This window comes from Flavivirga aquimarina (assembly GCF_030540835.1).
Classification (GTDB): domain Bacteria; phylum Bacteroidota; class Bacteroidia; order Flavobacteriales; family Flavobacteriaceae; genus Flavivirga; species Flavivirga aquimarina.
In genome coordinates this window covers 18,815-43,310 of record NZ_JAUOEK010000134.1, presented here as the reverse complement: position 1 = coordinate 43,310, position 24,496 = coordinate 18,815, and the positions used below count along the sequence as shown (strand labels likewise).

21 protein-coding genes are annotated in these 24,496 nt (G+C 32.7%); 13 read left to right on the top strand and 8 right to left on the bottom strand.

Annotation, left to right across the window (positions count from 1 at the left end; all coding sequences use genetic code 11):
• Positions 1-51: 51 nt before the first annotated feature.
• The 5 genes from Q4Q35_RS13455 to surE all read right to left on the bottom strand — a co-directional run bounded on the left by Q4Q35_RS13455 (position 52) and on the right by surE (position 5,291).
• On the bottom strand, positions 52-2,091 hold the full coding sequence (locus Q4Q35_RS13455; RefSeq protein WP_303278508.1) for a ComEC/Rec2 family competence protein: 2,040 nt from the start codon (positions 2,089-2,091) through the stop codon (positions 52-54).
• 23 nt (positions 2,092-2,114) lie between these two features.
• Positions 2,115-2,639 (bottom strand): C40 family peptidase, encoded by a 525-nt coding sequence (locus Q4Q35_RS13450; RefSeq protein ID WP_303278507.1) that lies wholly within the window; start codon positions 2,637-2,639, stop codon positions 2,115-2,117.
• A gap of 223 nt (positions 2,640-2,862) precedes the next feature.
• The gene (gene lpxB / locus Q4Q35_RS13445) at positions 2,863-3,972 is read right to left on the bottom strand and encodes a lipid-A-disaccharide synthase (protein WP_303278506.1); all 1,110 of its coding nucleotides are present in this window, start codon (positions 3,970-3,972) and stop codon (positions 2,863-2,865) included.
• A gap of 265 nt (positions 3,973-4,237) precedes the next feature.
• On the bottom strand, positions 4,238-4,522 hold the full coding sequence (locus Q4Q35_RS13440) for a hypothetical protein (RefSeq protein ID WP_303278505.1): 285 nt from the start codon (positions 4,520-4,522) through the stop codon (positions 4,238-4,240).
• Entirely contained in the window at positions 4,515-5,291 is a 777-nt protein-coding gene (gene surE, locus Q4Q35_RS13435) for a 5'/3'-nucleotidase SurE (protein ID WP_303278504.1), read from the bottom strand. Before surE ends, Q4Q35_RS13440 begins: the two co-directional genes overlap by 8 nt.
• Positions 5,292-5,465: 174 nt before the next feature.
• Between surE and Q4Q35_RS13430 the strand changes: the two genes are divergently transcribed.
• Both Q4Q35_RS13430 and Q4Q35_RS13425 read left to right on the top strand, forming a co-directional pair.
• Entirely contained in the window at positions 5,466-7,604 is a 2,139-nt protein-coding gene (locus Q4Q35_RS13430; protein WP_303278550.1) for a carboxy terminal-processing peptidase, read from the top strand.
• An 8-nt stretch (positions 7,605-7,612) separates the two neighbouring features.
• Positions 7,613-8,707, top strand: a complete 1,095-nt coding sequence (locus Q4Q35_RS13425; RefSeq protein ID WP_303278503.1) for an ABC transporter permease — start codon at positions 7,613-7,615, stop codon at positions 8,705-8,707.
• Positions 8,708-8,784: 77 nt separating this feature from the next.
• Here the strand turns inward: Q4Q35_RS13425 and Q4Q35_RS13420 are convergent, their stop codons facing one another.
• From Q4Q35_RS13420 to Q4Q35_RS13410, 3 genes are all read right to left on the bottom strand, one after another.
• Entirely contained in the window at positions 8,785-9,909 is a 1,125-nt protein-coding gene (locus Q4Q35_RS13420; protein ID WP_303278502.1) for a DUF4268 domain-containing protein, read from the bottom strand.
• 131 nt (positions 9,910-10,040) lie between these two features.
• Positions 10,041-10,652: a ribosome biogenesis GTP-binding protein YihA/YsxC gene (gene yihA / locus Q4Q35_RS13415; protein WP_303278501.1), complete on the bottom strand. Its 612-nt coding sequence runs from the start codon at positions 10,650-10,652 to the stop codon at positions 10,041-10,043.
• A 119-nt stretch (positions 10,653-10,771) separates the two neighbouring features.
• Positions 10,772-11,542 carry an alpha/beta fold hydrolase gene (locus Q4Q35_RS13410; RefSeq protein ID WP_303278500.1) on the bottom strand — a complete coding sequence of 257 codons (771 nt, stop codon included), beginning with the start codon at positions 11,540-11,542 and terminating at the stop codon, positions 10,772-10,774.
• A gap of 287 nt (positions 11,543-11,829) precedes the next feature.
• Here Q4Q35_RS13410 and mraZ point away from each other — a divergent pair, with 287 nt between their 5' ends.
• The 11 genes from mraZ to Q4Q35_RS13355 all read left to right on the top strand — a co-directional run bounded on the left by mraZ (position 11,830) and on the right by Q4Q35_RS13355 (position 24,494).
• Positions 11,830-12,300: a division/cell wall cluster transcriptional repressor MraZ gene (gene mraZ / locus Q4Q35_RS13405; RefSeq protein WP_303278499.1), complete on the top strand. Its 471-nt coding sequence runs from the start codon at positions 11,830-11,832 to the stop codon at positions 12,298-12,300.
• Positions 12,275-13,183, top strand: coding sequence for a 16S rRNA (cytosine(1402)-N(4))-methyltransferase RsmH (gene rsmH / locus Q4Q35_RS13400; protein WP_303278498.1), 909 nt, complete (start codon positions 12,275-12,277; stop codon positions 13,181-13,183). The genes mraZ and rsmH overlap by 26 nt, the downstream gene beginning before the upstream one ends.
• A gap of 65 nt (positions 13,184-13,248) precedes the next feature.
• Positions 13,249-13,566: an FtsL-like putative cell division protein gene (locus tag Q4Q35_RS13395; protein WP_303278497.1), complete on the top strand. Its 318-nt coding sequence runs from the start codon at positions 13,249-13,251 to the stop codon at positions 13,564-13,566.
• 63 nt (positions 13,567-13,629) lie between these two features.
• Positions 13,630-15,591 carry a penicillin-binding protein gene (locus tag Q4Q35_RS13390; RefSeq protein WP_303278549.1) on the top strand — a complete coding sequence of 654 codons (1,962 nt, stop codon included), beginning with the start codon at positions 13,630-13,632 and terminating at the stop codon, positions 15,589-15,591.
• Complete coding sequence (locus Q4Q35_RS13385) at positions 15,588-17,051, top strand: UDP-N-acetylmuramoyl-L-alanyl-D-glutamate--2,6-diaminopimelate ligase (protein ID WP_303278496.1); 1,464 nt, start codon at positions 15,588-15,590, stop codon at positions 17,049-17,051. The genes Q4Q35_RS13390 and Q4Q35_RS13385 overlap by 4 nt, the downstream gene beginning before the upstream one ends.
• 4 nt (positions 17,052-17,055) lie before the next feature.
• Positions 17,056-18,297, top strand: coding sequence for a phospho-N-acetylmuramoyl-pentapeptide-transferase (gene mraY, locus Q4Q35_RS13380; protein WP_303278495.1), 1,242 nt, complete (start codon positions 17,056-17,058; stop codon positions 18,295-18,297).
• A gap of 169 nt (positions 18,298-18,466) precedes the next feature.
• Positions 18,467-19,798, top strand: coding sequence for a UDP-N-acetylmuramoyl-L-alanine--D-glutamate ligase (murD, locus tag Q4Q35_RS13375; protein WP_303278494.1), 1,332 nt, complete (start codon positions 18,467-18,469; stop codon positions 19,796-19,798).
• A gap of 127 nt (positions 19,799-19,925) precedes the next feature.
• Positions 19,926-21,119: an FtsW/RodA/SpoVE family cell cycle protein gene (locus tag Q4Q35_RS13370; RefSeq protein ID WP_303278548.1), complete on the top strand. Its 1,194-nt coding sequence runs from the start codon at positions 19,926-19,928 to the stop codon at positions 21,117-21,119.
• A 91-nt stretch (positions 21,120-21,210) separates the two neighbouring features.
• Positions 21,211-22,311 carry an undecaprenyldiphospho-muramoylpentapeptide beta-N-acetylglucosaminyltransferase gene (murG, locus tag Q4Q35_RS13365; RefSeq protein ID WP_303278547.1) on the top strand — a complete coding sequence of 367 codons (1,101 nt, stop codon included), beginning with the start codon at positions 21,211-21,213 and terminating at the stop codon, positions 22,309-22,311.
• 121 nt (positions 22,312-22,432) lie between these two features.
• Entirely contained in the window at positions 22,433-23,785 is a 1,353-nt protein-coding gene (gene murC / locus Q4Q35_RS13360; protein WP_303278493.1) for a UDP-N-acetylmuramate--L-alanine ligase, read from the top strand.
• Between the two features lie 16 nt (positions 23,786-23,801).
• Positions 23,802-24,494, top strand: a complete 693-nt coding sequence (locus Q4Q35_RS13355; protein ID WP_367892745.1) for a cell division protein FtsQ/DivIB — start codon at positions 23,802-23,804, stop codon at positions 24,492-24,494.
• Positions 24,495-24,496 lie beyond the last annotated feature (2 nt).

Below are 24,496 nucleotides of genomic sequence, written 5' to 3'. Positions count from 1 at the left end.
GTTTCTAATAAAATTGAGATTCCAAGGCGATTGGAGTCCTAAAAAAGAAATCTAATATTCTATAACAAAAGCGCCTTTTTTACCAGTTTGATGAAAAGGGAGTTTCCTTTTTTTACAAATAATTTCCCATGCTTTTATATAAGACCTATAATTACTACCATCTGCAATGATGTATTTTGGTTTTATAGAATCAATCACCCTGTTCAAGTTTATTTTGGGAGATTGTCTTAGTAACAGGTAATCTGGTTTAAAGGATTTTATAGTATAAATTCCTAAACTATCAATTACTAAAAGTTTTTTCTTTTTTAAAAGATAAATAGGCAGTAATGAATCTTTTTGAATCGTATTAATATGGTTAGCAATAGTATAATTCCTAATAGTGTTGTTTGTTGTCTTCGATAAACTATCAAAATCGTGTGCCACTGTTATTTTATTATATGTCGTGTTTCCAATAAGACTATGTCTGTTTTTATGAAAAATGATAAATTCATTTTCACGCTTATTATAGTTGGTATAAATAACAGCACTCTGAAACATTATAATAGCAATTAATAGATGTTTCAAATTGGAATATTGCCACTTTTTTAGAAGTTTTATGAGATAAAGAATCACCAGATAAGAAACCAAAACGTATAAAAAATTGAAGGCAATATCTTTTAATAAAAAGGATTCTTGTCTTGAAATCCAATTAACAAAATCATTCATCAAACCAATAATATGTCCATAGATATTAGTTATAAACTGTGGAAGTAAATTTAAAACAGCCAAAACAATAATAAGTATTCCGAAGCCCAGAATAAATCCTAAAAAAGGAATAATAACTAGATTAGATATAAAAAACAAACTAGGAAATTGATGAAAATAATATAAGCTTATTGGAATAATCCCTAATTGAGCAGAAAACGTAACAGTGAATGTATGCCAATAAAAATCAATGATTTTAGATTTTGGTTTCCACCATTTATATATAAGAGGGTCTACAGTAACAATATAAAAAACGGCTAAGTAACTTAATTGAAAACCGACATCGAACAAAAACAAGGGTTTAAAAAGCAATATTATAAACATAGATATAGCTAAAGTATTATATATGTTAGTGGGTCTTTTTAAGTTTATAGCAATAGCCATAATACTAAACATAGTAACAGCCCTAGTAACAGAAGCTGATAACCCGGCAATAAGAGCAAAGCACCATAAAATAGCTACAAGCAAGATGGTTTTTATAAGTTTTCCATGTTTAAATTTTTCAATAGGTTTAAATACAAAACTTAAAATAATTAGAATAATACCTACATGCAACCCGGATACAGCTAGAATATGTATAGCGCCAGCATTTACATAACTTGAATAAATGGTTTCGCTAATGTTTTGTCGTTGCCCTAATAATAAGGCATTAATTATGGCAAGTTCATCCGATTTAAAGTTATATCGTTTTAATTTTGAATTGATAAAGTTGCGTATGTTATTAGCAAATCCGTATAAAGTATGTGTGTTCGAACTTATTTTTAAAAGAGAAAGATTAGAAATATATAATTGGTGGTAAATATATTTTTTCTCTAAATAGTTTTTATTATCAAATTGATAAGGGTTTAATGGAGGCGTTACATTTTTTAAGGTTGTTTTGCCTACACATATATCGTCCACCTGTAAAGTCGTTTGCAACGAATCTTTTTGAATGTTTAAAAGAGATTTTCCAGTTACTTTGTTGCTATCAATTTCTAAAAGGTCTATAACATACTTATCATGAAATTTACCTGATTTTAAAACATCTCTAACTCTAAAAGTTATTGCTTTTAAAGAATCATTTTTTATCGAAGTTGATTTTGTATAATGAGTAGAAGCGTTTTTTTCATTATGAAGATTCACGGTTAAAATGCCAATACAAATCATCACAAAAAAGGAGAAAACACCAAACCAGCAGGTTTTAGTAAATTGCTTTTTAGCAATGAAATAAAACAGTAATAAGATAACAAAAAGAGGAGCTGTTACATATAAAGAGATATTTAAAGGAACACTAAACAAATGCCCAGCGACAATACCTATAATAAGACAAACTGTTAATTTAATTATTGTAAAATTCAGTAATTGCATGTCACTGCAATATATGAAATACCTTACAAAATTTTACGTGCTTCAACAAATGCCGATTTCCAATAACTTTCAGAAAGTTTTGAAACAATAACCCCTTTGCTGGTAGTCGCATGTATAAAAGTAATATCTCCAGCTTTAGATTTTATAATCAAACCAACATGATTAATACGGTGCCTTCTGTTTTTACTGGTTCTAAAGAAAAGTAAATCACCTTCCTGTGCTTTTTTTAATGAAATTTTATCACCCTTTTTTGCCATATCTCTAGATATTCTGGGTAATGTAATATCATGAGCTCTAAAAGACTCAAAAACTAAACCAGAACAGTCCATACCCGATTTTGTAGTACCTCCCCATTTGTAGCGAACACCTTTAAATTGTTTTGCGTAGTTTATTATTTGATCTGATTTAGAAGTCTTTTTGTTTTTTTTAGCGATACCTTTTTTAGTGGTGATTTCAGTAGAGGGCTCTTTTTTGCTTTTAGCCCGCTTAGAAGATTTACAGCCGGCCAAGCTTATAATAACTAAAAGAATAATAATTGTTCTTTGCATGTATTTAAATAAAGTAGGTTAAGGTTACTAGATGTAAATTTATAACAAAAAAAGATACAAATGTTCTTTATTTTTGATAGCATACCTTACCAACTTTAGTTTTGTTCTTATTTGTAGTTGATTTACTGGGGAATAAATAGTCAATTCGTTTTTTATCTATAATCCTGTTTGTCGAATAGTTTGAACCAAGTCTGGTTTCTAAAAAAGAAGCGGTCTTAAGCCTTTAACTTAAACCATTATAAATCAGTTTAGCCGTTTTTTCACTGGCTCCCTTTCCACCTAAAGCCTGTTCCAGTTCATAATATTCAATAAATAGTTTATGGCGGGCATCAGGGTCTAAAATCTTGTCTAGTTCCCGTTTAAGTCTTTTTTTATTAAAATCATTTTGAATAAGTTCGGTAACTACTTCTTTATCCATGACCAAATTAACTAACGAAATAAATTTTAAGGTGATAATTCTTTTCGCAATTTGATAAGAAAGGTTGCTTCCTTTATAGCAAACCACTTGAGGTACTTTAAACAAAGCGGTTTCTAAAGTCGCTGTCCCAGATGTTACCAGTGCAGCATTTGAAACACTAAGTAGATCATACGTTTTATTAGAAATGAATTTAACATCATGAGATTTTATAAAAGTTTCATAAAAACAATAATCCTGACTTGGTGCTCCGGCAATTACAAACTGATAATCTGGATAGTCACCAACCAGACTCAGCATAACAGAAAGCATCTTAGTTATTTCTTGCTTTCTACTTCCTGGTAGTAATGCAATAATTGGTTTGTTGCTCAGGTTGTGTGTTTCTCTAAATTTAAATTCGTCAACCTGTTCACGGTTTGTAATGGCATCAATTAAAGGGTGACCAACAAACGTAACATTATAGTCATATTTTTTATAAAAAGGTTTTACAAAAGGAAGAATAACATACATGGCATCAATATCCCGTTTTATAGCTTTTACTCTACTGGATCTTGATGCCCAAACTTGGGGAGAGATATAATAATTAGTTCTAAAATGGTGCTGTTTGGCCCATTTAGCAATGCGTAAATTAAAACCTGAGTTATCAATAAAAACAACAACATCTGGATTGAAAGCTTTAATATCACTTTTACAAAAAGAAATAAGTTTGAAAATTTTAGCAAGATTCATGATAATTTCGGTGAATCCCATAAATGCACGTTCTTTGTAGTGCTTTACTAAAGTACCTCCAGCTGCCTGCATAAGGTCACCACCCCAAAACCTAATGTCTGCATTAATGTCTTCTTTAAGTAATGCTTTCATGAGGTTAGAACCATGTAAATCGCCTGATGCTTCTCCCGCTAATATGTAATATTTCATTTTCTAATAGGTAAGGTCGAACTAAGTCGATACCTTTTCTTAAGGTTTATAAGTGCTTCCCACATAATGTGATTAAGTGAAGATAAATTGTTTTGTTTACATATTGAGCACATCGAAATGCCATTAAGAACAAAGGTTTAAATGTCTTCGACTGCGCTCAGATTGACATTTTAGTTATCAAACTTAATGACATTGAGCTACATTTTTCTCTTAAACAAAAATATAGTTTCATTTTTGATAAAACCCAAGGAGATACAGAATATTATTAAAAAAGTTTAAAAACAAATGTAAAAACGGCAATAAAAACAGTGATCAATAAAACACCTCTAGCTCTATAATCCTGCTTTTTTCTTATAAAAATAAAGAAGGCAATTAAATTTAAAATAGCACCCAAGCTTATTAATTTCCCTAAAAAACCTTCATTTGCAGCGGCTTTGATAACCATTACGAAATCATCACCCCGTCCTAAAAAGGTGGCTGAAAAAAATAGACCAATAGCATTAGCTATTAAGCCGACAAATATTCCAATAAAAATATCTTTTTTAATCATTTAAATTCCATGTATTTAAGTTTTTAATGAATTGATGGGCTGTTAAATCAAATTGAATAGGTACTACAGAAACATAGCCTTGTTCCAGAGCCCATTCGTCTGTGTCTTTACCATCATCTAAATTAACAAATTTTCCAGAAAGCCAATAATAATCTTTGCCTTGTGGGGTTTTACGTTTATCAAATTCTTCTACCCAATTCGCTTTAGCTTGTCTGCAAATTTTAACGCCTTTCACATGTTCTTCAGAAATATTGGGGATATTAACGTTTAAAACAATACCATTTGGTAAACTATTTTTTAAAACCTGTTTGGTAATAGTTTTTACATATTTTTTAGAAGCGTCAAAATGAGCATGCCACTTATAATCAAGTAAAGAGAAACCAATAGCAGGAATACCCTCAATACCAGCTTCAATAGCAGCACTCATAGTACCGGAATAAATAACATTTATAGATGAATTTGAGCCATGATTAATCCCAGAAACGCAAAGATCTGGTTTTCGGTCTAACAACTCTCTAATAGCTAATTTTACACAATCGGCAGGTGTACCGGAACAACTGTATTCAATTTGAGGACCATCATCCATATAAACACGTTCGGCGTAAAGTGTAGAATCTAGAGTTATGGCATGCCCCATACCACTTTGTGGACTGTCTGGAGCAACGACTACAACCTCACCAATAGAATTCATAACAGAAATTAATGTTCTTAGACCAGGTGCGCTAATGCCGTCATCATTTGTTACTAATATAAGCGGTTTTTCTGTCATTTAATCTTTAAAACGATATCGCTAAAATACATAATTTCGTCAGTAAACGGTTAATTTCTTTGGTTTAACAAAAAATTAGGGGCAATTGTCTATTTTGGCACAATTTTTTATTTATTTTAGTGAAATATATTTGGCTTTAAATAAGTAATAAAATATTAATAGATGAGACATATTATGAAAAGGAATTATAAAATTTTATCGCTTTTGTTGCTATTGGCGTTTGGTTCATGCAGTTTTACAACAAAAAAATTTAGCAATCCAGATAAAGATAAATTACTGGTGCAAATTATAACATTTGTTTTAGAACAAGGTCATTTTGACCCTATAGCTATGAACGATGCTTTTTCTGCCGAATTGTTTTCAGACTATATTGAAGTTCTGGACCCTGTGAAGCGTTATTTTTATGAGTCAGATTATAAAGATTTTGAGAAATATAAATTTTTTCTTGATAATCAACTAAAAGCTACAGAGGTGACATTCTTTAATGTCGTGCACGAGCGTATGCTAAAACGCATAGAGGAAGCGAAGAAAATTTATAAAGAAGTTTTATCCGAGCCTTTTGATTATTCAATAGATGAGGTGTTTGATACAAATTACGAAAACAGTGAGTTTGCCAAAAACAAAAGAGAAATGAAAGAGCGTTGGAGAATACAACTTAAATTCTCAACCTTATCTAATTATGATGATTTAAAAGAACAAGAAAAGTTGGTAAAAGAAAAAGATGCATCATATGTAATGAAGACAGATGAGGAAATCGAAAAAGAAGCTAGAGAAGCAACTTTAAAATCTATTGATGTTTATTTTAATGATAATATTGACGATTTACAACGTGAAGATTGGTTCGCTATTTATGTTAATACCATAGTAGAAGAGTTCGATCCACATACTTATTATCTAGCACCTAGAGGCAAAGAGGACTTCGATCAGCGTATGTCTGGTAAATTAGAAGGTATAGGGGCTAAGTTGCAAAAAAGAATGGACTATATAAAAATAGTAGAGCTTATTTCTGGTGGTCCAGCTTGGAGAGGAAAAGAACTTGAAGTAGAAGATGTTATATTAAAAGTAAAACAAGAAGATGAAGAATACCCTGTAAATATAGTAGGCATGCGTATAAACGATGCTATTAAATATATAAAAGGGCCAAAGGGAACTAAAGTGACATTAACTATAAAAAAAGTAGATGGTACTATTAAAGATGTTGAAATTGTAAGAGATATTGTAGAGCTAGTTGAGACCTATGCAAAATCTTCAATAGTAGAAAAGGGCAATAGGAAATTCGGAGTGATTAACTTACCTGCTTTTTATGTAGATTTTAAAGATTATAAAAATGTAAATGCTGCTAAAGATGTAAAAAAAGAAATCGAACGCTTGAAATCTGAAGGAATGGAAGGCTTGGTTTTAGATTTACGAAATAACGGAGGTGGTTCATTACCAGCAGTTGTAGATATGGCCGGTTTATTTATAAAGGAAGGTCCTGTAGTACAAGTCCGTTCTACTGGTGAAAATAAAGAAGTTTTAAAAGATGTAGATAAATCTATTTCTTGGGATGGACCTTTAGTTGTTTTGGTTAACGAAATATCCGCGTCTGCTTCCGAAATTATGGCAGCAGCTATGCAAGATTATAAACGAGCTATAATAATAGGTAGTAAGCAAACCTATGGAAAAGGAACCGTTCAAAATGTTATTAATTTAAATAGCATGTTAAAAAGTAATACAAGTGGTGATTTAGGTGCTTTAGCATTAACGACTCAAAAGTATTATAGAATTAATGGAGGATCGGTACAATTAGAAGGTGTTAAAAGTGATGTAAAAGTGCCTGGACGCTTTAGTTTTATTGATGTTGGTGAAAAAGATAAGGAAAATCCATTACCATGGGATGAAATTGATGCTGCAGAATATACGCCTTGGGAATATTATTTTGATTACAATGAAACAGTAAGAAAGAGTAAAGAACGTATGGCTAATAATGAGCAACTAAAGCTTATTGAAGAGAATGCTAAATGGGTAAAGACTAAAATAGACGAGACAGTTTTTTCATTAAATTATGATACATATAAAGCACGGTTAGATTTAAATGAAGAAGAATCTAAGCAATTTGATGCTATAAATAATTATCAAACAAACCTAGCGTTTCAATCGCATAGTTACGAGAAATCACTTTTCAGTAAAGATACTACAGACTTAAAAGAGAAAAGAGAACGTTGGCACAAGAGTTTAAGTCAGGATGTTTATATTGAAGAAGCTCTTAATGTATTAGAAGATTTAAAAATGTCGTATCCTATAAAAAAAGCGGTAGCAAAAGTTAGAAAATAAGTTTATGTATGAGTCATAAATCAAACTCACTAAAACAATTAGCGCTCCAAAAGTTTAAAAAGAACTTTTGGGGCGTTTTTAGTTTTTACTTTATTGTTTTAGTTGGTCTGGTTTCTGTGTTTGCTTATGCTTTTGCACCCGATAACTCACAGTTTGCTAACCAAATGCATTTGTCAATACATTCAAAAAAGCCCGGATTTAAAGTTGAAATATTAACGATTCCGTCACAATTAAAGACAAATCAAAGTTGGATGCATAAAGTTTTCTTTGGAAAGAAAAATGCAGATACCGAAATTCCTATTTCAGAATATAACATAGAAGATGGTAAGTTAACTTATAAAGAATTTACGTCTGATGATTTAGAAGGTGTAGAAAAGACCATTTTGGTAAGTGCTTTTCCAAATAATAAAGTAGATAATTATATAAAAGAAAAGACCTTTCTTTTTGGTACCGATAAGTACGGAAGAGATTTATTAAGCCGCATATTGGTAGGAGCTAGAATATCCTTTTTTATAGGATTTGTGGCCGTTTTTATTTCGTTGCTCATAGGTGTTTTTATGGGTAGCGTCGCTGGATATTTTGGAGGAAAGGTAGATGCTGTTATTATGTGGATTATTAATGTAACGTGGTCCATTCCAACCTTATTACTTGTTATTGCTATTACCTTAGCTTTGGGGAAAGGCTTTTGGCAAGTTTTTATAGCAGTAGGACTTACCATGTGGGTTGAAGTGGCTAGAGTGGTTCGTGGGCAAATAATTAGTGCCAAAGAAATGCAATATGTAACCGCAGCCAGAGCTTTAGGGTTTAATGACTTTAGGATTATAACCAAACATATTTTACCTAATATAATGGCACCGGTTATAGTGATTTCGGCAGCTAATTTTGCAGGAGCTATTTTAATAGAAAGTGGGCTTAGCTTTTTAGGTATTGGGGCGCAACCTCCTATGGCAAGTTGGGGTGCTATGATAAAAGACCATTATAATTATATTATACTAGGTAAGCCATATTTAGCAGTTATACCAGGACTTTGTATTATGAGCTTGGTTATGGCGTTTATGCTTATTGGGAATGCGCTTAGGGATGCTTTGGATGTGAAGAGTTAGAGTTATTTAAAACCAGTTATAATGAACTACTAGAGTTTCTGCTAAAATATATCGTCACTATTAATTGTGTATTGTATTTACAGTGCTTTTACTTTTCTGTTTATTTCATTAAGATGAGGTTTTATGGCTTTTTCTAAATTCACCATGCCTGTTGTGATTTTTTCGATAGTAAGTTCCCAGGTATCTGGTTCGAAAATATTGAAGTTAGTATCTTCGTATTTTATTCGACATGCCCTTTTATTGTTTAACCTCTCCCATTCTAATTTTTCTCCAAATTTAGATTCGATGGTTTCTTTTTTACTTAATAACGAGTCAAATACAAATTCGTTTTCTGTTTTGTCTCCTCGGTCAATATATAATTCCGCTCTTCCATAATTCTTAGAAGCTGTAAAGTTGTATCCTACACCTCTAACCCCAGATCCTGCACCAATCCAGTTGTATCTACTAGGGCTTATGTTTTGGTATAAGTCAGACTTACTGTTCATTCGATTAATAACTTGATTCCAGAATTTTTTTCTGACAATGTGGCGATTTTTTATTTCTTTTTGAGACGCTATATCTTCTTGAGTTTTTTCAGCCATGCTTATTGAGAACTCTTCAGCTTCTTTCATTGGGATGATTTGTTCTACATTTAAAAAAAGCTGTTCTTCTAAAGCATAAGGTGTTGCTTGAAAACATTGCAGTCTTATGCCATAATTAAGTAGCCAAATTACGGTTGAAGTAACTTCTTTTCTAAATGAGCCTGAAACTAACATAAGTCTTTGAGTAAGACCTGAATTCAGTGTGATTTCTTCTATTTCTAATCCGTCTAAAAAATCACTAATTGATTCTTCAGCTTTTAAAGCAGAATCAGATTTGTTAAGAAACTCTTGGTAAATCTTTATGATTTGGGATTTTTTTAGACTTGAACAATAAGATGCATACTTTAAGCATTGCCAAGTAACATTTTTTCCGCTATCGTCTAGTTTGTTTTCGATAATAACTAAATTTCCTTGTTTGTCTAAAGCAAGTAAATCCAGTCTTTCATTTGTATCGCTAAATCCACTGAACTCTTTCTGTATAATCAATAATTCCTCACCTAATGCTGTGGGGTTGTCTGCGAGCCATTCTTGAAGATTTTCTCTTTCTTTAAAGCCTAATTCTGTAAAAGTTTTTTCAGATATTTTTTCTATTCGGTTATTGTTTTTGTTTATTAGAAACATTGAATTGGGTTGTTTTTTGTATTATTTACAATGAATAGTAAAATAAGATTGTGTTTTGGTAAATTATATTCAAAATCAAACGAAAGTAGTTGAAAATTTCTACAAAACCAAAGTAGTGTATTGAAAGCTAATTAATTAGACCTCAAATCCATATTACTATTCAAAGTATCTATATACTCCAAAACATCCTCTTTCCCAATATCCTTAGAAGACGAGGTAATAAAGTAATTCGGTATCTCTTCCCAGGTTTCCAAAAGAATAGCTTTATAAGCTTCTACATAATTTTCAATAGCCTTGGGTTTTAGCTTATCAGCTTTAGTAAAAATAATAGAAAATGGAATACCATGTTCTCCCAGCCATTGCATAAACTCTAAATCTATAGGTTGAGGCGTATGCCTAATATCCACTAAAACAAAAGCAGTAACAAGTTGCTCGCGTAATCCAAAATATTGTGTTATAAATTTTTGAAATACTTTTTTAGAACTTTTAGAAACGCGCGCATAACCATAGCCAGGTAAGTCAACCAAATGCCAGTTTTTATTAATTAAAAAATGGTTTATAAGTTGTGTTTTTCCTGGTCTGCCAGACGTTTTTGCTAAACTTTTTCGACTGGTTAGCATATTAATGAGCGACGATTTACCAACATTACTTCTGCCAATAAAAGCATATTCGGGTAGCATGCTTTTTGGGCATTTAGCAACATCGGAATTACTCATTACAAATTCAGCAGACTTAATCTTCATAGTTTATTATTCCCGAGACGTCGAGAATTTCATTAATTGAACTTAGTTTGTATTTAGGGTTCTGTTTTACCTTTCCTTTGGAGAGGTCGAAACTGATTTTTCCAGTTTCGGGTGAGGCTTTAAAAATCTCTTTTGTTCAACCACTTATCAAGAATTTTATTAAATTCTTCAGGGTGCTCCATCATAGCAGCATGACCACATTTGTCTATCCAAAATAAATCAGAATCCGGTAAGAGTTCGTTAAATTCTTCGGCAACTTCAGGAGGAGTAACCGTATCATTCTTACCCCAAATAATGCAAGTAGGTGTTTTTATATTAGGCAAATCTTTGGCCATATTATGCCTTATGGCACTTTTGGCAATGGCCAGTGTTTTTACAAGTTTATTACGATCATTTACAGTTTCGTAAACTTCATCAACAATCTCTTTAGTTGCAACTTCCGGGTCGTAAAAAACATCTTGGGCTTTCTTTTTAATGACTTCGTAATCGCTACGTTTTGTATAACCACCACCCATAGCGTTTTCGTAAAGCCCTGAACTACCTGTTATAATAAGTGCTTTTACTTTTTCTGGATATAATTTGGTGTGATATAGACCGATGTGTCCACCAAGTGAGTTGCCTAATAATATAACTTCTTTAAGACCTTTAAATTCAATGAAATCATGTAAATACTTAGCAAAGCTTTTTACATTGGTTTTTAACAAAGACATGGTGTATATAGGTAACTCAGGGATAATGATTTGATACCCCTTTATGCTAAAAAAATCCGATACGGCATTAAAATTACTTAGCCCGCCCATAAGTCCATGTAATACCACAATTGGTGTGCCTTCTCCGGCTTCTAAGTAACTATATTCTTTTTCCTTTTTTAAACGATACATCTTAATCATTTGGTCATTGCATTGAAAACAAATATAGTTAATTCATTCATATTTTAACTATTTAAATTATTTGCCAAAAATAAAGCTTTCCGTACGAAATGTTAATAAAATCTATGTTATTAATTTTTTCTCTTTAACATGTTGATAGTAACCTCTAAGCTCTTTTTTTTAAGATAAAAATCACGTTTAACTTCCATTTAACTGAAAAATTATCAACAAAGTGGTATAAAGTGGTAAAAAGTGGTATATTTTTCAATATATTTGAAACTTAAACGTTAAAATTTCAATAAACCGTTTTGGACTTACTAACAGGGACATACGATTGCAAAGTAGATGCTAAGGGTAGGTTAATGATGCCGGCTGCTTTAAAAAAGCAGTTGTCCTCTGTTTTGTCTGATGGTTTTGTGTTGCGTCGTTCTGTATTTCAAAAGTGTTTGGAATTATACCCTATGAGTGAGTGGCAGGTTGTAATGCAAAAAATGAATAAGCTCAATAAGTTTAAAAAGAAAAACAACGATTTTATTCGCAGGTTTACTGCGGGTGCAAAAATGGTTGATGTAGATGTTAATGGGCGTTTGTTAGTTCCGAAAGACTTAACAGTATTTGCCGGTATTTCGAAAAATATAGTTGTGGCTTCGGCTATCAATATTATTGAGATTTGGGATAAAGATTTATATGAACAAGCTATTGACGATGCGGCTATAGATTTTGCAGATTTAGCTGAAGAAGTAATGGGACAAGATGAAGACGACAATGGTATATCATAATCCGGTATTGTTAAAAGAAACCGTTGATGGTTTAGATGTTAAAGCAGATGGTGTTTATGTAGATGTCACATTTGGAGGAGGAGGCCATAGTAAAGAAATATTAAGTAGGCTTGGTGAAAAAGGAAGGTTGTTTGCTTTCGATCAAGATGAAGACGCTCTTAAAAATAAAATTAATGATCCTCGATTGACATTGATTCACGAAAACTTCAGGTATATAAAGCGGTTTTTGCGATTTCATGGCGTGAAGCAAGTTGATGGTGTTTTGGCAGATTTTGGCGTTTCTTCACATCAATTTGATGTTGCAGAACGTGGGTTTTCAACACGTTTTGAGGCAGATCTGGATATGCGGATGAATCAGCAAAATGAACTATCGGCATTTCATGTGATAAATAATTATGAGGAACATCAATTAAAGCAAGTGTTTTTAGAATATGGTGAATTACGCGCAGCACCAGCTATGGCACGACTCATAGTTGAGTATAGGAAAACAGAACCTATAATAACAGGCGTGCAGTTGAAAAGTGTATTGAGAAAGTTTTTACCACCACGGCATGAAAATAAAGTGCTGGCTCAAATTTATCAAGCGATTCGAATAGAAGTGAACCAGGAAATTGAGGTTTTAAAGGAATTTTTAGAACAAACACCTGAACTTTTGTTTAAAGGAGGGCGGTTAAGCTTTATATCATATCACTCACTAGAAGATAGGTTGGTAAAGCGTTTTATTAGAAATGGCATGTTTGAAGGAGAGCCGGAGCGAGATATGTTTGGGAATTTTGAAGTGCCATTAAAAAAAGTGAATGGTTTGATTGTCCCTTCGAAAGAAGAAATAAAAGCTAATAATAGAGCTAGAAGTGCTAAGCTGCGAATTGCAGAGAAGCTCTAAAAATTATAAATAAGAATAATATAAGGCCTCTCCTTTGGAGAGGTGTCTCAAAGAGACAGATAGGAATGGAAAAAAACATTTACAACATATTAAAAGGGACTTTTTTAGTTAGCGACGACTCTTTTAAGAATTGGAGATTCATCATTTTTATTTCTGTTTTGGCAATTATAATGATAGCGAGTTCGCATAGTGCAGATAAAAAAGTATATGAAATTGCCCGATTAAAAAATGAAGTTAAAGAAATGCGCTCGGCTTTTGTAGATGGTCGTTCCCGACTCATGAGGCTTAAAATGGAGTCGACAGTTATAGGGAAAATGAAAGAAAAAGGCTTGTCGCCTTCGGTGATTCCGCCTAAAAAAATAAAAGTTAAATCCCAAAAATAAACAAAGCCCTTGGCAGTAAACGAAAAAGGCATATTAAACCGATTGTATTTTATAGCAGGATGTATGTTCGTCTTTGGGCTTGCAGTTTTGTTAAAGCTGTTTAGTATTCAATATATTCAAGGAGATGAGTACAGGGCATTGGCTGAAAAACGAAGCGTTAAATATGTAACTATTCCGGCCAATAGAGGAAATGTGTATGCAGATGATGGTAGTTTGTTGGCAACCTCAATACCTAAATATAATATAGCTATAGATGCAGTAACATCTAAACGTAAGACTTTCGAAGAATATATAAAGCCCTTATGTGACTCGCTTTCGGGGTATTTAAGTAAATCTTCGAGTTATTATGAAAAAGAAATAAGGAAAGCACGGTTAAATAAGAATCAATATTACTTATTGGTTAAAAATATTACTTACACGGATTATATCCGATTTAGAAATTTTCCTCTTTTAAAACTTGGCGCAATTTCAGGAGGGCTAATTGTAGAGCAAACCACAAAACGAGAGTTTCCTATGGGGAGTATTGCAAGAAGAACGATTGGTTACGAGCATATTGATAAAAAAGGAAATGTAACAAGGCCAGGTATAGATGGAGCTTTTGGAGTAAAATACTTAAGAGGGACCGACGGATTAAGAAAAAAACAGAAAATAGGGAATAATAAGTGGAAGCCACTAACCGATTTTAATCAAGTAGAGCCAAAAGATGGATTCGATGTATATACAACTATAGATGTAAACATACAAGATATTGCGCATCATGCACTTTGGGAGCAGTTAGATAAATATAAAGCAGATCATGGTTGTGTGGTGGTTATGGAAACTAAAACGGGGGAAGTGAAAGCTATTTCTAATTTGGGAAGAAATAGTAAAGGCTTGTATTATGAGCGATTAAATTATGCAGTAGGAGAAAGTCATGAGCCGGGTTCTACTTTTAAGTTAATGGCTTTAGCTGCTGCTTTAGAAGATAAAGTAATTGATACTAGTGATGTCGTTGATACTGAAAAGGGAAGGTTAACCTTTTACGGAAAACATGTAGAAGATTCTAATCATAGAGGTTATGGGAAAATATCTGTTTCAGAAGCTTTTGAGTTATCATCAAATACAGGTATTGTTAAAGCGATACATCAAGCTTATAAGAAAAAGCCAAGCAAGTTTGTTGATAGACTATATGATATGAATTTAGATGACAGTTTAGATCTGTCTATTATAGGAGAGCCAAATCCGATAATTCCAGACCCCAGAATTAAAAATGGACGTTGGAGTGGTATTGCATTGCCGTGGATGGCATTTGGTTATGGTGTATCATTTACGCCACTACAAACATTAACATTCTATAATGCGGTTGCTAATGGTGGTGAAATGGTGAAGCCTAAATTTTTAAAAGAAGTTAAGGAGTTTGATAAAGTGATTAAGCCTTATGAAAAGGAAGTAATTAATAAGCAAATATGTTCTAAAGAAACCATTGCTAAGTTGCGTCAATTGTTGAGGAATGTAGTAGATAAAAAACACGGAACGGGACATAAATTATATTCTAAAAATTTCTCAATGGCTGGTAAAACAGGTACTTGTCAAAAAGATTATAGAGATAAAGAAAAGCTAAATTATATTTCGTCATTCGCTGGTTATTTTCCGGCAGATAATCCTAAGTACTCATGCATTGTGGTTATTCATGAACCTGATAGAGAAATTGGGTATTATGGAGCCGATGTGTCAGGGCCGGTTTTTAAAAAAATTGCTCAAAAAATATTTATAGACACACCACTAATAGACGAGATTAATTCACTTGATGTCAAGGTTCCGGCAATAGAAGAAGAATACGAGACCTTTTATAAAACAGCAAGAACATATAAAACCATTATGCCAAATGTTATAGGGCTACCAGCTATGGATGCTTTGGCGCTTTTGGAAAATATGGATGTGGAAGTAAAAGTAAAACTTAATGGAAACGGTGTTATAACAGCACAATCTGTTAATAAAAATGAGAAATTAAAAAATAATCAAACAGTTGTTTTAAACGCTTCATGATTGTATTAAAGGACATATTATATAAAGTAACTATTAATGCTGTAGTGGGCAGTACGAATATAGATATAGGTGCTATTGATTTTGATTCTCGAAACATTATCAAAGGAGATTTGTTTGTTGCTATTAGTGGACATGTTGCCAATGGACATCATTTTATTGATGCAGCTATAAAGAATGGTGCTATAGGAGTAATATGCGAAGTGTTGCCGAAAAATTTAGTTGAAGGGGTTACTTATGTAGAGGTTGATAATTCCAGTAGAGCTTTAGCAGTTATGGGGTCTAATTATTACGGCACACCATCTGAAAATTTAAAACTGGTAGGCGTAACAGGAACCAACGGAAAAACTACGGTTGCAAGTTTGTTATATCAGTTATTTAAAAAAGCAGGTTACAAAGTAGGTTTATTGTCAACAGTTAAAATAATGGTTGATAATACAGAATATAAAGCGACACATACCACTCCGGATTCATTAACCATAAATAAATATTTAAAGGAAATGAATAGTGTGGGTGTTGAATTTTGCTTTATGGAGGTGAGTTCACATGGTATTCATCAATATAGAACAGAAGGCTTGCATTTTGAGGGAGGCATATTTACCAATTTATCTCACGACCATCTGGATTATCATAAAACGTTTGCAGAATATAGGGATGTTAAGAAAGTGTTTTTTGATGGACTTTCAGAGAAAGCTTTCGCATTAGTAAATGTAGACGATAAAAATGGTCTCGTAATGTTGCAAAATACCAGAGCCCGAAAGTTTACTTATGCTTTAAAGGGCTATGCCGATTATAAAGCTCAAATTTTAGAAAACCAATTTGGGGGATTACTACTTAAAGTAAATGATAGCGAAGTTTGGACACGACTCATTGGGAGTTTTAATGCATATAATGTATTGGCAATTTATGCTACGGCAGAGTTGTTAGGTTTAGAAAAAGTAGAAATATTACGTTTAGTTAGCGAATTAGATAATGTAAGCGGACGATTCCAATATGTTATTTCTGATGAAAAAATCACTGCAATAATAGATTATGCACATACACCAGATGCATTAAAAAATGTATTAGAAACTGTTAACAGTATTAGAACTAAAAATGAAGAGTTAATAACAGTAGTAGGTTGTGGTGGCGATAGAGATAAAACCAAACGTCCAAAAATGGGACATATAGCTTCGGCTTTAAGTACCAAGGTCATTTTTACAAGTGATAACCCTCGAAGTGAAGTTCCAGAAGAGATTCTAAAAGATATTGAAGAAGGCGTAGAGCCTCAAAATTATAAAAAAACATTAACCATTGTTGATAGAAAACAAGCTATAAAAACAGCTTGTCAGTTAGCGCAACCTAATGATATTATTCTAATAGCAGGAAAAGGTCATGAAGCCTATCAGGAAGTTAAAGGAAAGCGCTTTGATTTTGATGATTATAAAATAGTACAGGAATTTTTAAAGCAAATGCAAAAATAGCAATATGTTGTATTACTTATTTGATTATTTAGAAAAACAATTTCAATTTCCAGGAGCATCTCTATTTGGGTTTATAACCTTTAGAGCTGCATCGGCGATGATTCTGTCTTTGCTTATTTCAACCATATATGGGAAGCGAATTATACGCTTTTTGCAAAGACAACAAGTCGGTGAAACGATTAGAGATTTAGGGTTAGCGGGGCAGAGTGAAAAAGCAGGAACACCAACTATGGGCGGAATTATTATTATTCTGGCAACATTAATTCCTGTGCTGTTATTGTCTGAGCTAGAAAATATTTACATCATTTTATTAATAGTAACCACCCTTTGGATGGGAGCCATTGGTTTTATTGATGATTACATTAAAAAATTCAAAAATGACAAAGAAGGTTTAAAAGGACGATTTAAAATTCTTGGGCAAGTAGGGCTTGGTATTATAGTAGGAGTGACTTTATATTTTCATAAAGATGTGACTATAAAAGAAAAATTGCCTTTAGTTGAACAACAAGTTTTGTTGGCTGAAAACCCAAATATTGAGGAAATCGAACTATTCAAAATTGAAAATAAATCAACAAAAACAACCATTCCTTTTGTGAAATCAAATGAGTTTGATTACGCAAATTTAATTACTTGGATTAATCCAGAATGGGCAAAATATGCGTGGATAATATTTGTGCTCGCGGTTATTATTATTATTACAGCAGTTTCAAACGGAGCTAATCTTACAGATGGGATAGATGGTTTAGCAGCAGGAACGTCAGCTATAATAGTGCTCACGTTAGGGATTTTTGCATTTATTTCTGGGCGTTTCGATTTTTCAGATTATCTCAACATTATGTATATCCCTAGAGTGGGTGAAATCACTATTTATATTTCAGCTTTCGTTGGAGCTTTAATAGGGTTTCTATGGTATAACACTTATCCCGCACAAGTTTTTATGGGAGATACAGGAAGTTTGACTATTGGGGGTGTTATTGCGGTTATAGCTATAGCTGTTCGTAAGGAGTGGCTAATTCCGGTGCTGTGTGGTGTCTTTGTTGCAGAAAATTTATCGGTAATTATGCAAGTGAGTTGGTTTAAATATACCAAGAAAAAATTTGGGGAAGGACGTCGCATTTTTAAAATGTCGCCGTTGCATCATCACTATCAAATGAAAGGATATCATGAGAGTAAAATTGTAACCCGATTTTGGATTATAGGCATTCTGTTGGCTATCCTTTCAATTGTAACATTGAAAATAAGATAGTGCGTCATTCCGGAGTGTTTATACTGCTGAGTATAGTAGAAGTAAAGACAGGAACCTCATAATCGTGAAAAAGAGACATAGCGTTAATAAAAGTGATAAAAGGAATTTATATAAAAACAATTGATAAAAGCAGAGTGGTAAGTCCTTACCCTTTGGGGAAGGATTTAGGATGGGGCGTTTAGTCATATTAGGAGGTGGAGAAAGCGGCATAGGTACGGCGCTTCTAGGAAAAGAAAAAGGATATGATGTTTTTGTTTCCGATAAAGGAGCCATTAAAGAAAAATATAAACAAGTTCTTATACATAATGAGATTGAATGGGAAGATGAAAAACATTCTGAAGAGAAAATTCTGAATGCAGATATCGTCATGAAAAGTCCTGGTATTCCTGATAAAGTGCCTTTAGTAAAGCAAATTCGAGATAAGGACATATTAATAATATCTGAAATTGAATTTGCATCAATGTTTACTCAAGCGACCATAGTTGGAATTACAGGAAGCAATGGTAAAACGACTACGGCCTCTTTAACGCATCATATTTTAAAACAAGAATTAAATGTGGGCTTAGCGGGTAACATAGGCGATAGCTTTGCTAAACAGGTTTTAGAAGAGGGTTTTGAAAATTACGTATTAGAAATTAGTAGTTTTCAATTAGACGATATCGCTAGTTTTAAACCGCATATCGCAGTTATTACAAATATAACACCCGATCATTTAGATAGATATAACTATCAATTTGAAAAGTATATCGCTTCAAAATTCAGAATAGCATTAAATCAAACTAAAGAGGATTATTTGATTTATGACGCAGATGATGAGGTTATAGTAAATCATCTAAAAAATAATCCAGTTCAATCTACATTACTACCATTTTCATTAACAAAAAGGATTGAAAAAGGTGCGTATTTAGACGATAATAATATAATAATAACAATCAACAACAACCAAATAATTATGCCAACAACAAATTTAACGTTAGAAGGGAAACACAATATAAAAAATGCTATGGCTGCCTCGACAGTCTCTCATTTATTGAAGATTAGGAAGCAAACTATAAGAGAAAGTTTAGAGAATTTTCAGGGTGTTGAGCATCGTTTAGAACATGTTTTAAAAATTAATAAAGTTCAATACATAAACGATTCTAAAGCAACTAATGTAAATGCTACCTATTATGCTTTAGAGAGTTTAGATACACCTACGGTCTGGATTGTTGGAGGAGAAGACAAAGGGAACAACTATGAAGAATTATTTTCTTTTGTAAACGAAAAAGTGAAAGCTATTATTTGTTTGGGAGTTGATAACGAAAAGCTGATGAAAACGTTTAGTGGTATGGTTGATATTATTGTTGAAACACAATTTATGAGCGAAGCAGTAAAAATTGCTTATAAAATTACTGAAGCGGGAGATAGTGTGCTATTATCGCCGGCATGTGCAAGTTTTGACTTGTTTGAAAACTATGAAGATAGAGGGCGTCAATTTAAAAATGCCGTTAGAAATTTATAATTATTGTCATTCCTGTGTGTCACATTGAGCGGAGTCAAAGTGAAAGCAGGAATCCACAACAAAATATAGAAGTATAATTAAATAACAATTTCTTCCCTTTGGGAAGATGTCCGAAAGGACAGATGGGATGCAAACAGTATTTAAAAACATAAAAGGAGACAGGTTAATTTGGGCTATAGTAGCGTTGTTGGCTATAGCATCATTTTTGCCGGTTTACAGTGCAGCCAGTGATTTAGCATACGATAAGTATAATGGGAATACGTTTATCTCGTTTGTAAAGCATTTTATGCATTTGTTTTTAGGGTTTGTTATTATGTATGGAGTGCATAAAATTCCGTACAGATACTTTAGAGGTTTGTCTTTAGTAACTATTCCAATAGTTTTAGTATTGTTAGTTGTTACCATGTTACAAGGAACCGTTGTTGGAGGAGCTAGTGCCAGTAGATGGATTAAAATACCAATTGTAGGGATGTCTTTTCAAACATCAGCTTTGGCTTCTGTTGTACTTATGGTGTATGTGGCGCGATATATGTCAAAAATGAAAGACACCAATATTACATTAAAAAAGTCTATCCTGCCACTTTGGTTGCCTGTTTTTTTAGTACTGGCCTTAATACTGCCGTCAAACTTTTCAACGACTGCCATTATCTTTTCAATGGTGATATTCTTGGTTTTTTTAGGAGGATATCCTGTACGCTATTTGGTAGTTATATTAGGATCGGGCTTGTTGGCTTTAGTGTTTTTTGTAATGTTTGCGAAATTAACAACAGGACCATTACATGTTAAAGTAACGACTTGGGAAAATAGAATTAAAAATTATTCAAATAGTAAAGATACAGAAGCAGATTACCAGATAGAAAAAGCAAAAGTAGCTATAGCATCAGGTAGAGTATTTGGTGTTGGTCCAGGTAAGAGTATTCAAAAACATGCTTTACCGCAATCGTCTTCAGATTTCATTTTTGCTATTATCATAGAAGAATATGGCTTAATAGGAGGTTTTATAATCCTGACACTTTACATGTGGTTGTTATTTAGGATTGTTATTGTATCTCAAAAATCCGACACCATATTCGGGAAGCTTTTAGTACTAGGTGTAGGTGTACCAATAGTATTTCAAGCACTTATTAATATGGCTGTGGCTGTAGAGTTATTTCCGGTAACGGGGCAAACATTACCATTAATAAGTAGTGGAGGAACCTCTATATGGATGACATGTTTAGCCATAGGAATTATTCTAAGTGTAAGTGCAAAACGAGAAGAAATAAAAGAACAAGAAATAAAAGAAGATAACCCGTTAGAAATTTTAAGTGAAACCATTTAAAAAGTTGAAAAATAAAGAAAAGACAAAGCAGGTTTAAGGATGTAATTTGAAATTTAATTTATGGGATTTTTTAATAAATATTAGTGAATTAGTGGCAAAAAAAGAAACATATAAAATCATACTATCTGGAGGAGGAACAGGAGGGCATATTTATCCAGCCATTGCTATTGCAAATGAGCTAAAATCTCGTTTTCCAGATGCTAAGTTTTTATTTGTAGGAGCGAAAGACAGAATGGAGATGGAAAAAGTGCCGCAAGCAGGATATGCTATTGAAGGGCTTTGTATTTCGGGAATTCAGCGAAAGCTAACCTTAAAAAATCTAGCATTTCCTTTTAAGCTAATAAGCAGTCTTTGGAAAGCACGAAGCATAATAAATGCATTTAAGCCAGACGTTGCTATAGGAACAGGAGGTTTTGCCAGTGGGCCATTATTATATGTTGCAGCATCAAAAAAAATTCCGAGTTTAATACAAGAGCAAAATTCGTATCCTGGTATTACTAATAAGTTGTTATCAAAAAAAGCGAAAAAAATATGTGTGGCTTATGATGGTTTAGAACAGTTTTTTCCTAAAGAAAAAATTATAAAAACAGGAAACCCGGTACGTCAAGATTTATTAGAAATTGATAGTAAAGCAGTAGAAGCAAAAAACTTCTTTAATCTGAAACATGGAAAGTATACGCTTTTGGTGTTAGGAGGGAGCTTAGGAGCTAAAAGAATAAACGAGTTGATTGAGGATGAGTTGGATTTTTTAGACACGTTAAACGTTCAAATTATATGGCAATGTGGAAAGTTGTATTATCAGCAATACAAAATTTATAATAATACAAAGAATGTACAGGTCCATGAGTTTTTAAATGATATGGATTTTGCTTATGCAGCAGCAGATATTATAATATCCAGAGCAGGAGCAAGTTCTGTTTCGGAGTTATGTATAGTAGGTAAGCCGGTAATTTTTATTCCGTCTCCAAATGTGGCAGAAGATCATCAAACAAAAAATGCGATGGCAATTGTGAATAATAATGCGGCTATGATAATTAAAGAGGCTGATTTAGATGTGGATTTTGAAAACAAATTTTCACAGCTAATAGCGTCTCCGGAAAAACAGAAGGAGTTGGGAGTAAATATGAAGAAAATGGCATTGGAAAATGCTACCAAAGAAATAGTAGATGAAGTAGAAAAACTTCTGAAATAGAAATATAAATTAAATCTGTTTGTCATTCCTGATGGTCACTGAGCGTAGTCGAAGTGAAGGCAGGAATCCACAAAAGAGAAATAATAAAGATTATATACCTGCTTGCGCAGGAATGACAAAAATGAATTTAAACAATATACATAATATATATTTTGTAGGTATAGGAGGCATTGGTATGAGTGCTTTGGCGCGCTATTTTCACGAAAACAATAAATGTGTTGCTGGGTATGACAAAACGCAAACAGAAATAACAGACAGTTTAGAGACTATGGGCATTGCGGTTCATTTCGAGGATTTGGTAGATAATATTCCATCACCCTTTTTAAATAAAGAAAAGACTCTGGTGGTTTACACACCGGCAATACCTAAGGATCATTTAGAACTAACGTATTTTAATACGAATGAATATCAGGTTTTAAAACGTTCTCAAATTTTAGGCTTAATAACCGAAAACACGTTTTGCTTGGCAGTTGCAGGTACGCATGGAAAAACAACCACAACAAGTATTTTAGGGCATTTAATGAATAAATGCGATGTGCCTTTAACAGCATTTCTTGGGGGAATCAGTGAAAATTATAATTCTAATTTAATATTAAACGGCACAGAAGTTTCGGTAGTTGAAGCAGATGAGTTTGATCGTTCTTTTTTAGCATTGTCTCCAGATATGGCCTGTGTCACATCCATGGATGCAGATCATTTAGATATTTATGGAGAAGTTTCAGAATTAAAGAAATCATTTGAAGGTTTTTCAAAAAGGCTCAAACCTAATGGGAAATTATTTGTTAAAAATGGATTGCCATTACAGGGTATTACTTATGGTATAGAAGATGATTCAGATTATTCAATCCAAAATATAAGAATAGAAAATGGTACGTATGTTTTTGATGTAAAAACCCCTAAAACAGTACTTGAAAGTTTGCAGTTTAATTTACCTGGTAGGCATAATTTGTTGAATGCACTAATTGCCTTGGCAATGGCCATCGAATATGGTTGTTCTTACGAGCAGCTTACTAAAGCTTTGGTATCCTATAAAGGTGTTAAGCGTAGATTTACCTACCATATAAAAACGGATAATCTGGTTTTTATTGATGACTATGCACATCATCCGGAAGAAATTAATGCCGTACACCAAGCCGTTAGAGAAATGTATCCTAACGAAACAGTATTGGCTATTTTTCAACCTCATTTATATAGTAGAACCCGCGATTTTATAGATGATTTTGCTAAAAGTTTATCGCAGTTTGATGAGTTGATACTATTAGATATATACCCTGCCAGAGAATTGCCTATAGAAGGAGTAACATCAACATGGTTATTAAATAAAATAAAGAATAAAAATAAACAGTTGGTAAGTAAAAAAGAGTTATTGCCAACGATACACCGTAGTCATGCAAAAATTATATTGACTATTGGTGCAGGTGATATTGGAGAACAAGTAGAACATATAAAAAAAGAATTAAGCATTGCGAGTTAATTGGAATTACATAAAGATGTTTGTTTTAGTGACACTGGTGGCTTTCTTATTCGTTTTTGCATCAAAGAAAAATGCTGTTAGAAAGGTTTCAGATCCTCATGTGAAATTTATTGGAGATAATAACCTTTTTGTTACAAATGAGACTGTTAGTAAATTGTTAATACAAAAATATGATGGTGTTAAAAATGTACCCAAAGAAACTTTAGATTTGAATAGCCTAGAAAATACCTTAAAATCTAATTCAATGATAAAAGCGGCAGAAGTGTATGTTGCTGTAAATGGTACACTTAATGCTGAAATAGAACAAAAAACACCTATAGCGCGAGTGAGTACAAATGCGTCTTATTATATTGATGACGAAGGTTCTTATATGCCATTGTCTACCAATTATTCGGCTAGGGTACCATTGGTTACAGGATTGGTTGAAAAGAATAATTTAAAAAGTATTTATACGATTGCAAATAAAATTACCAACGATGAATTCTTAAAAAAGAATGTTATAGAGATTCATCAAAGTAGGAATAAAAATATTTATTTAAAATTGAGACAGTGCCATTTTACAGTACAATTAGGCGATGTGAATTTTTTAGATAAAAAGATTAATAATTTAAAAGCGTTTTATCAAAAAAACCTAAAAGAAAAAACACTTAATAATTATAGTAAAGTCAATTTACAGTTTGACAACCAAGTTATATGTACCAAAATATAAGT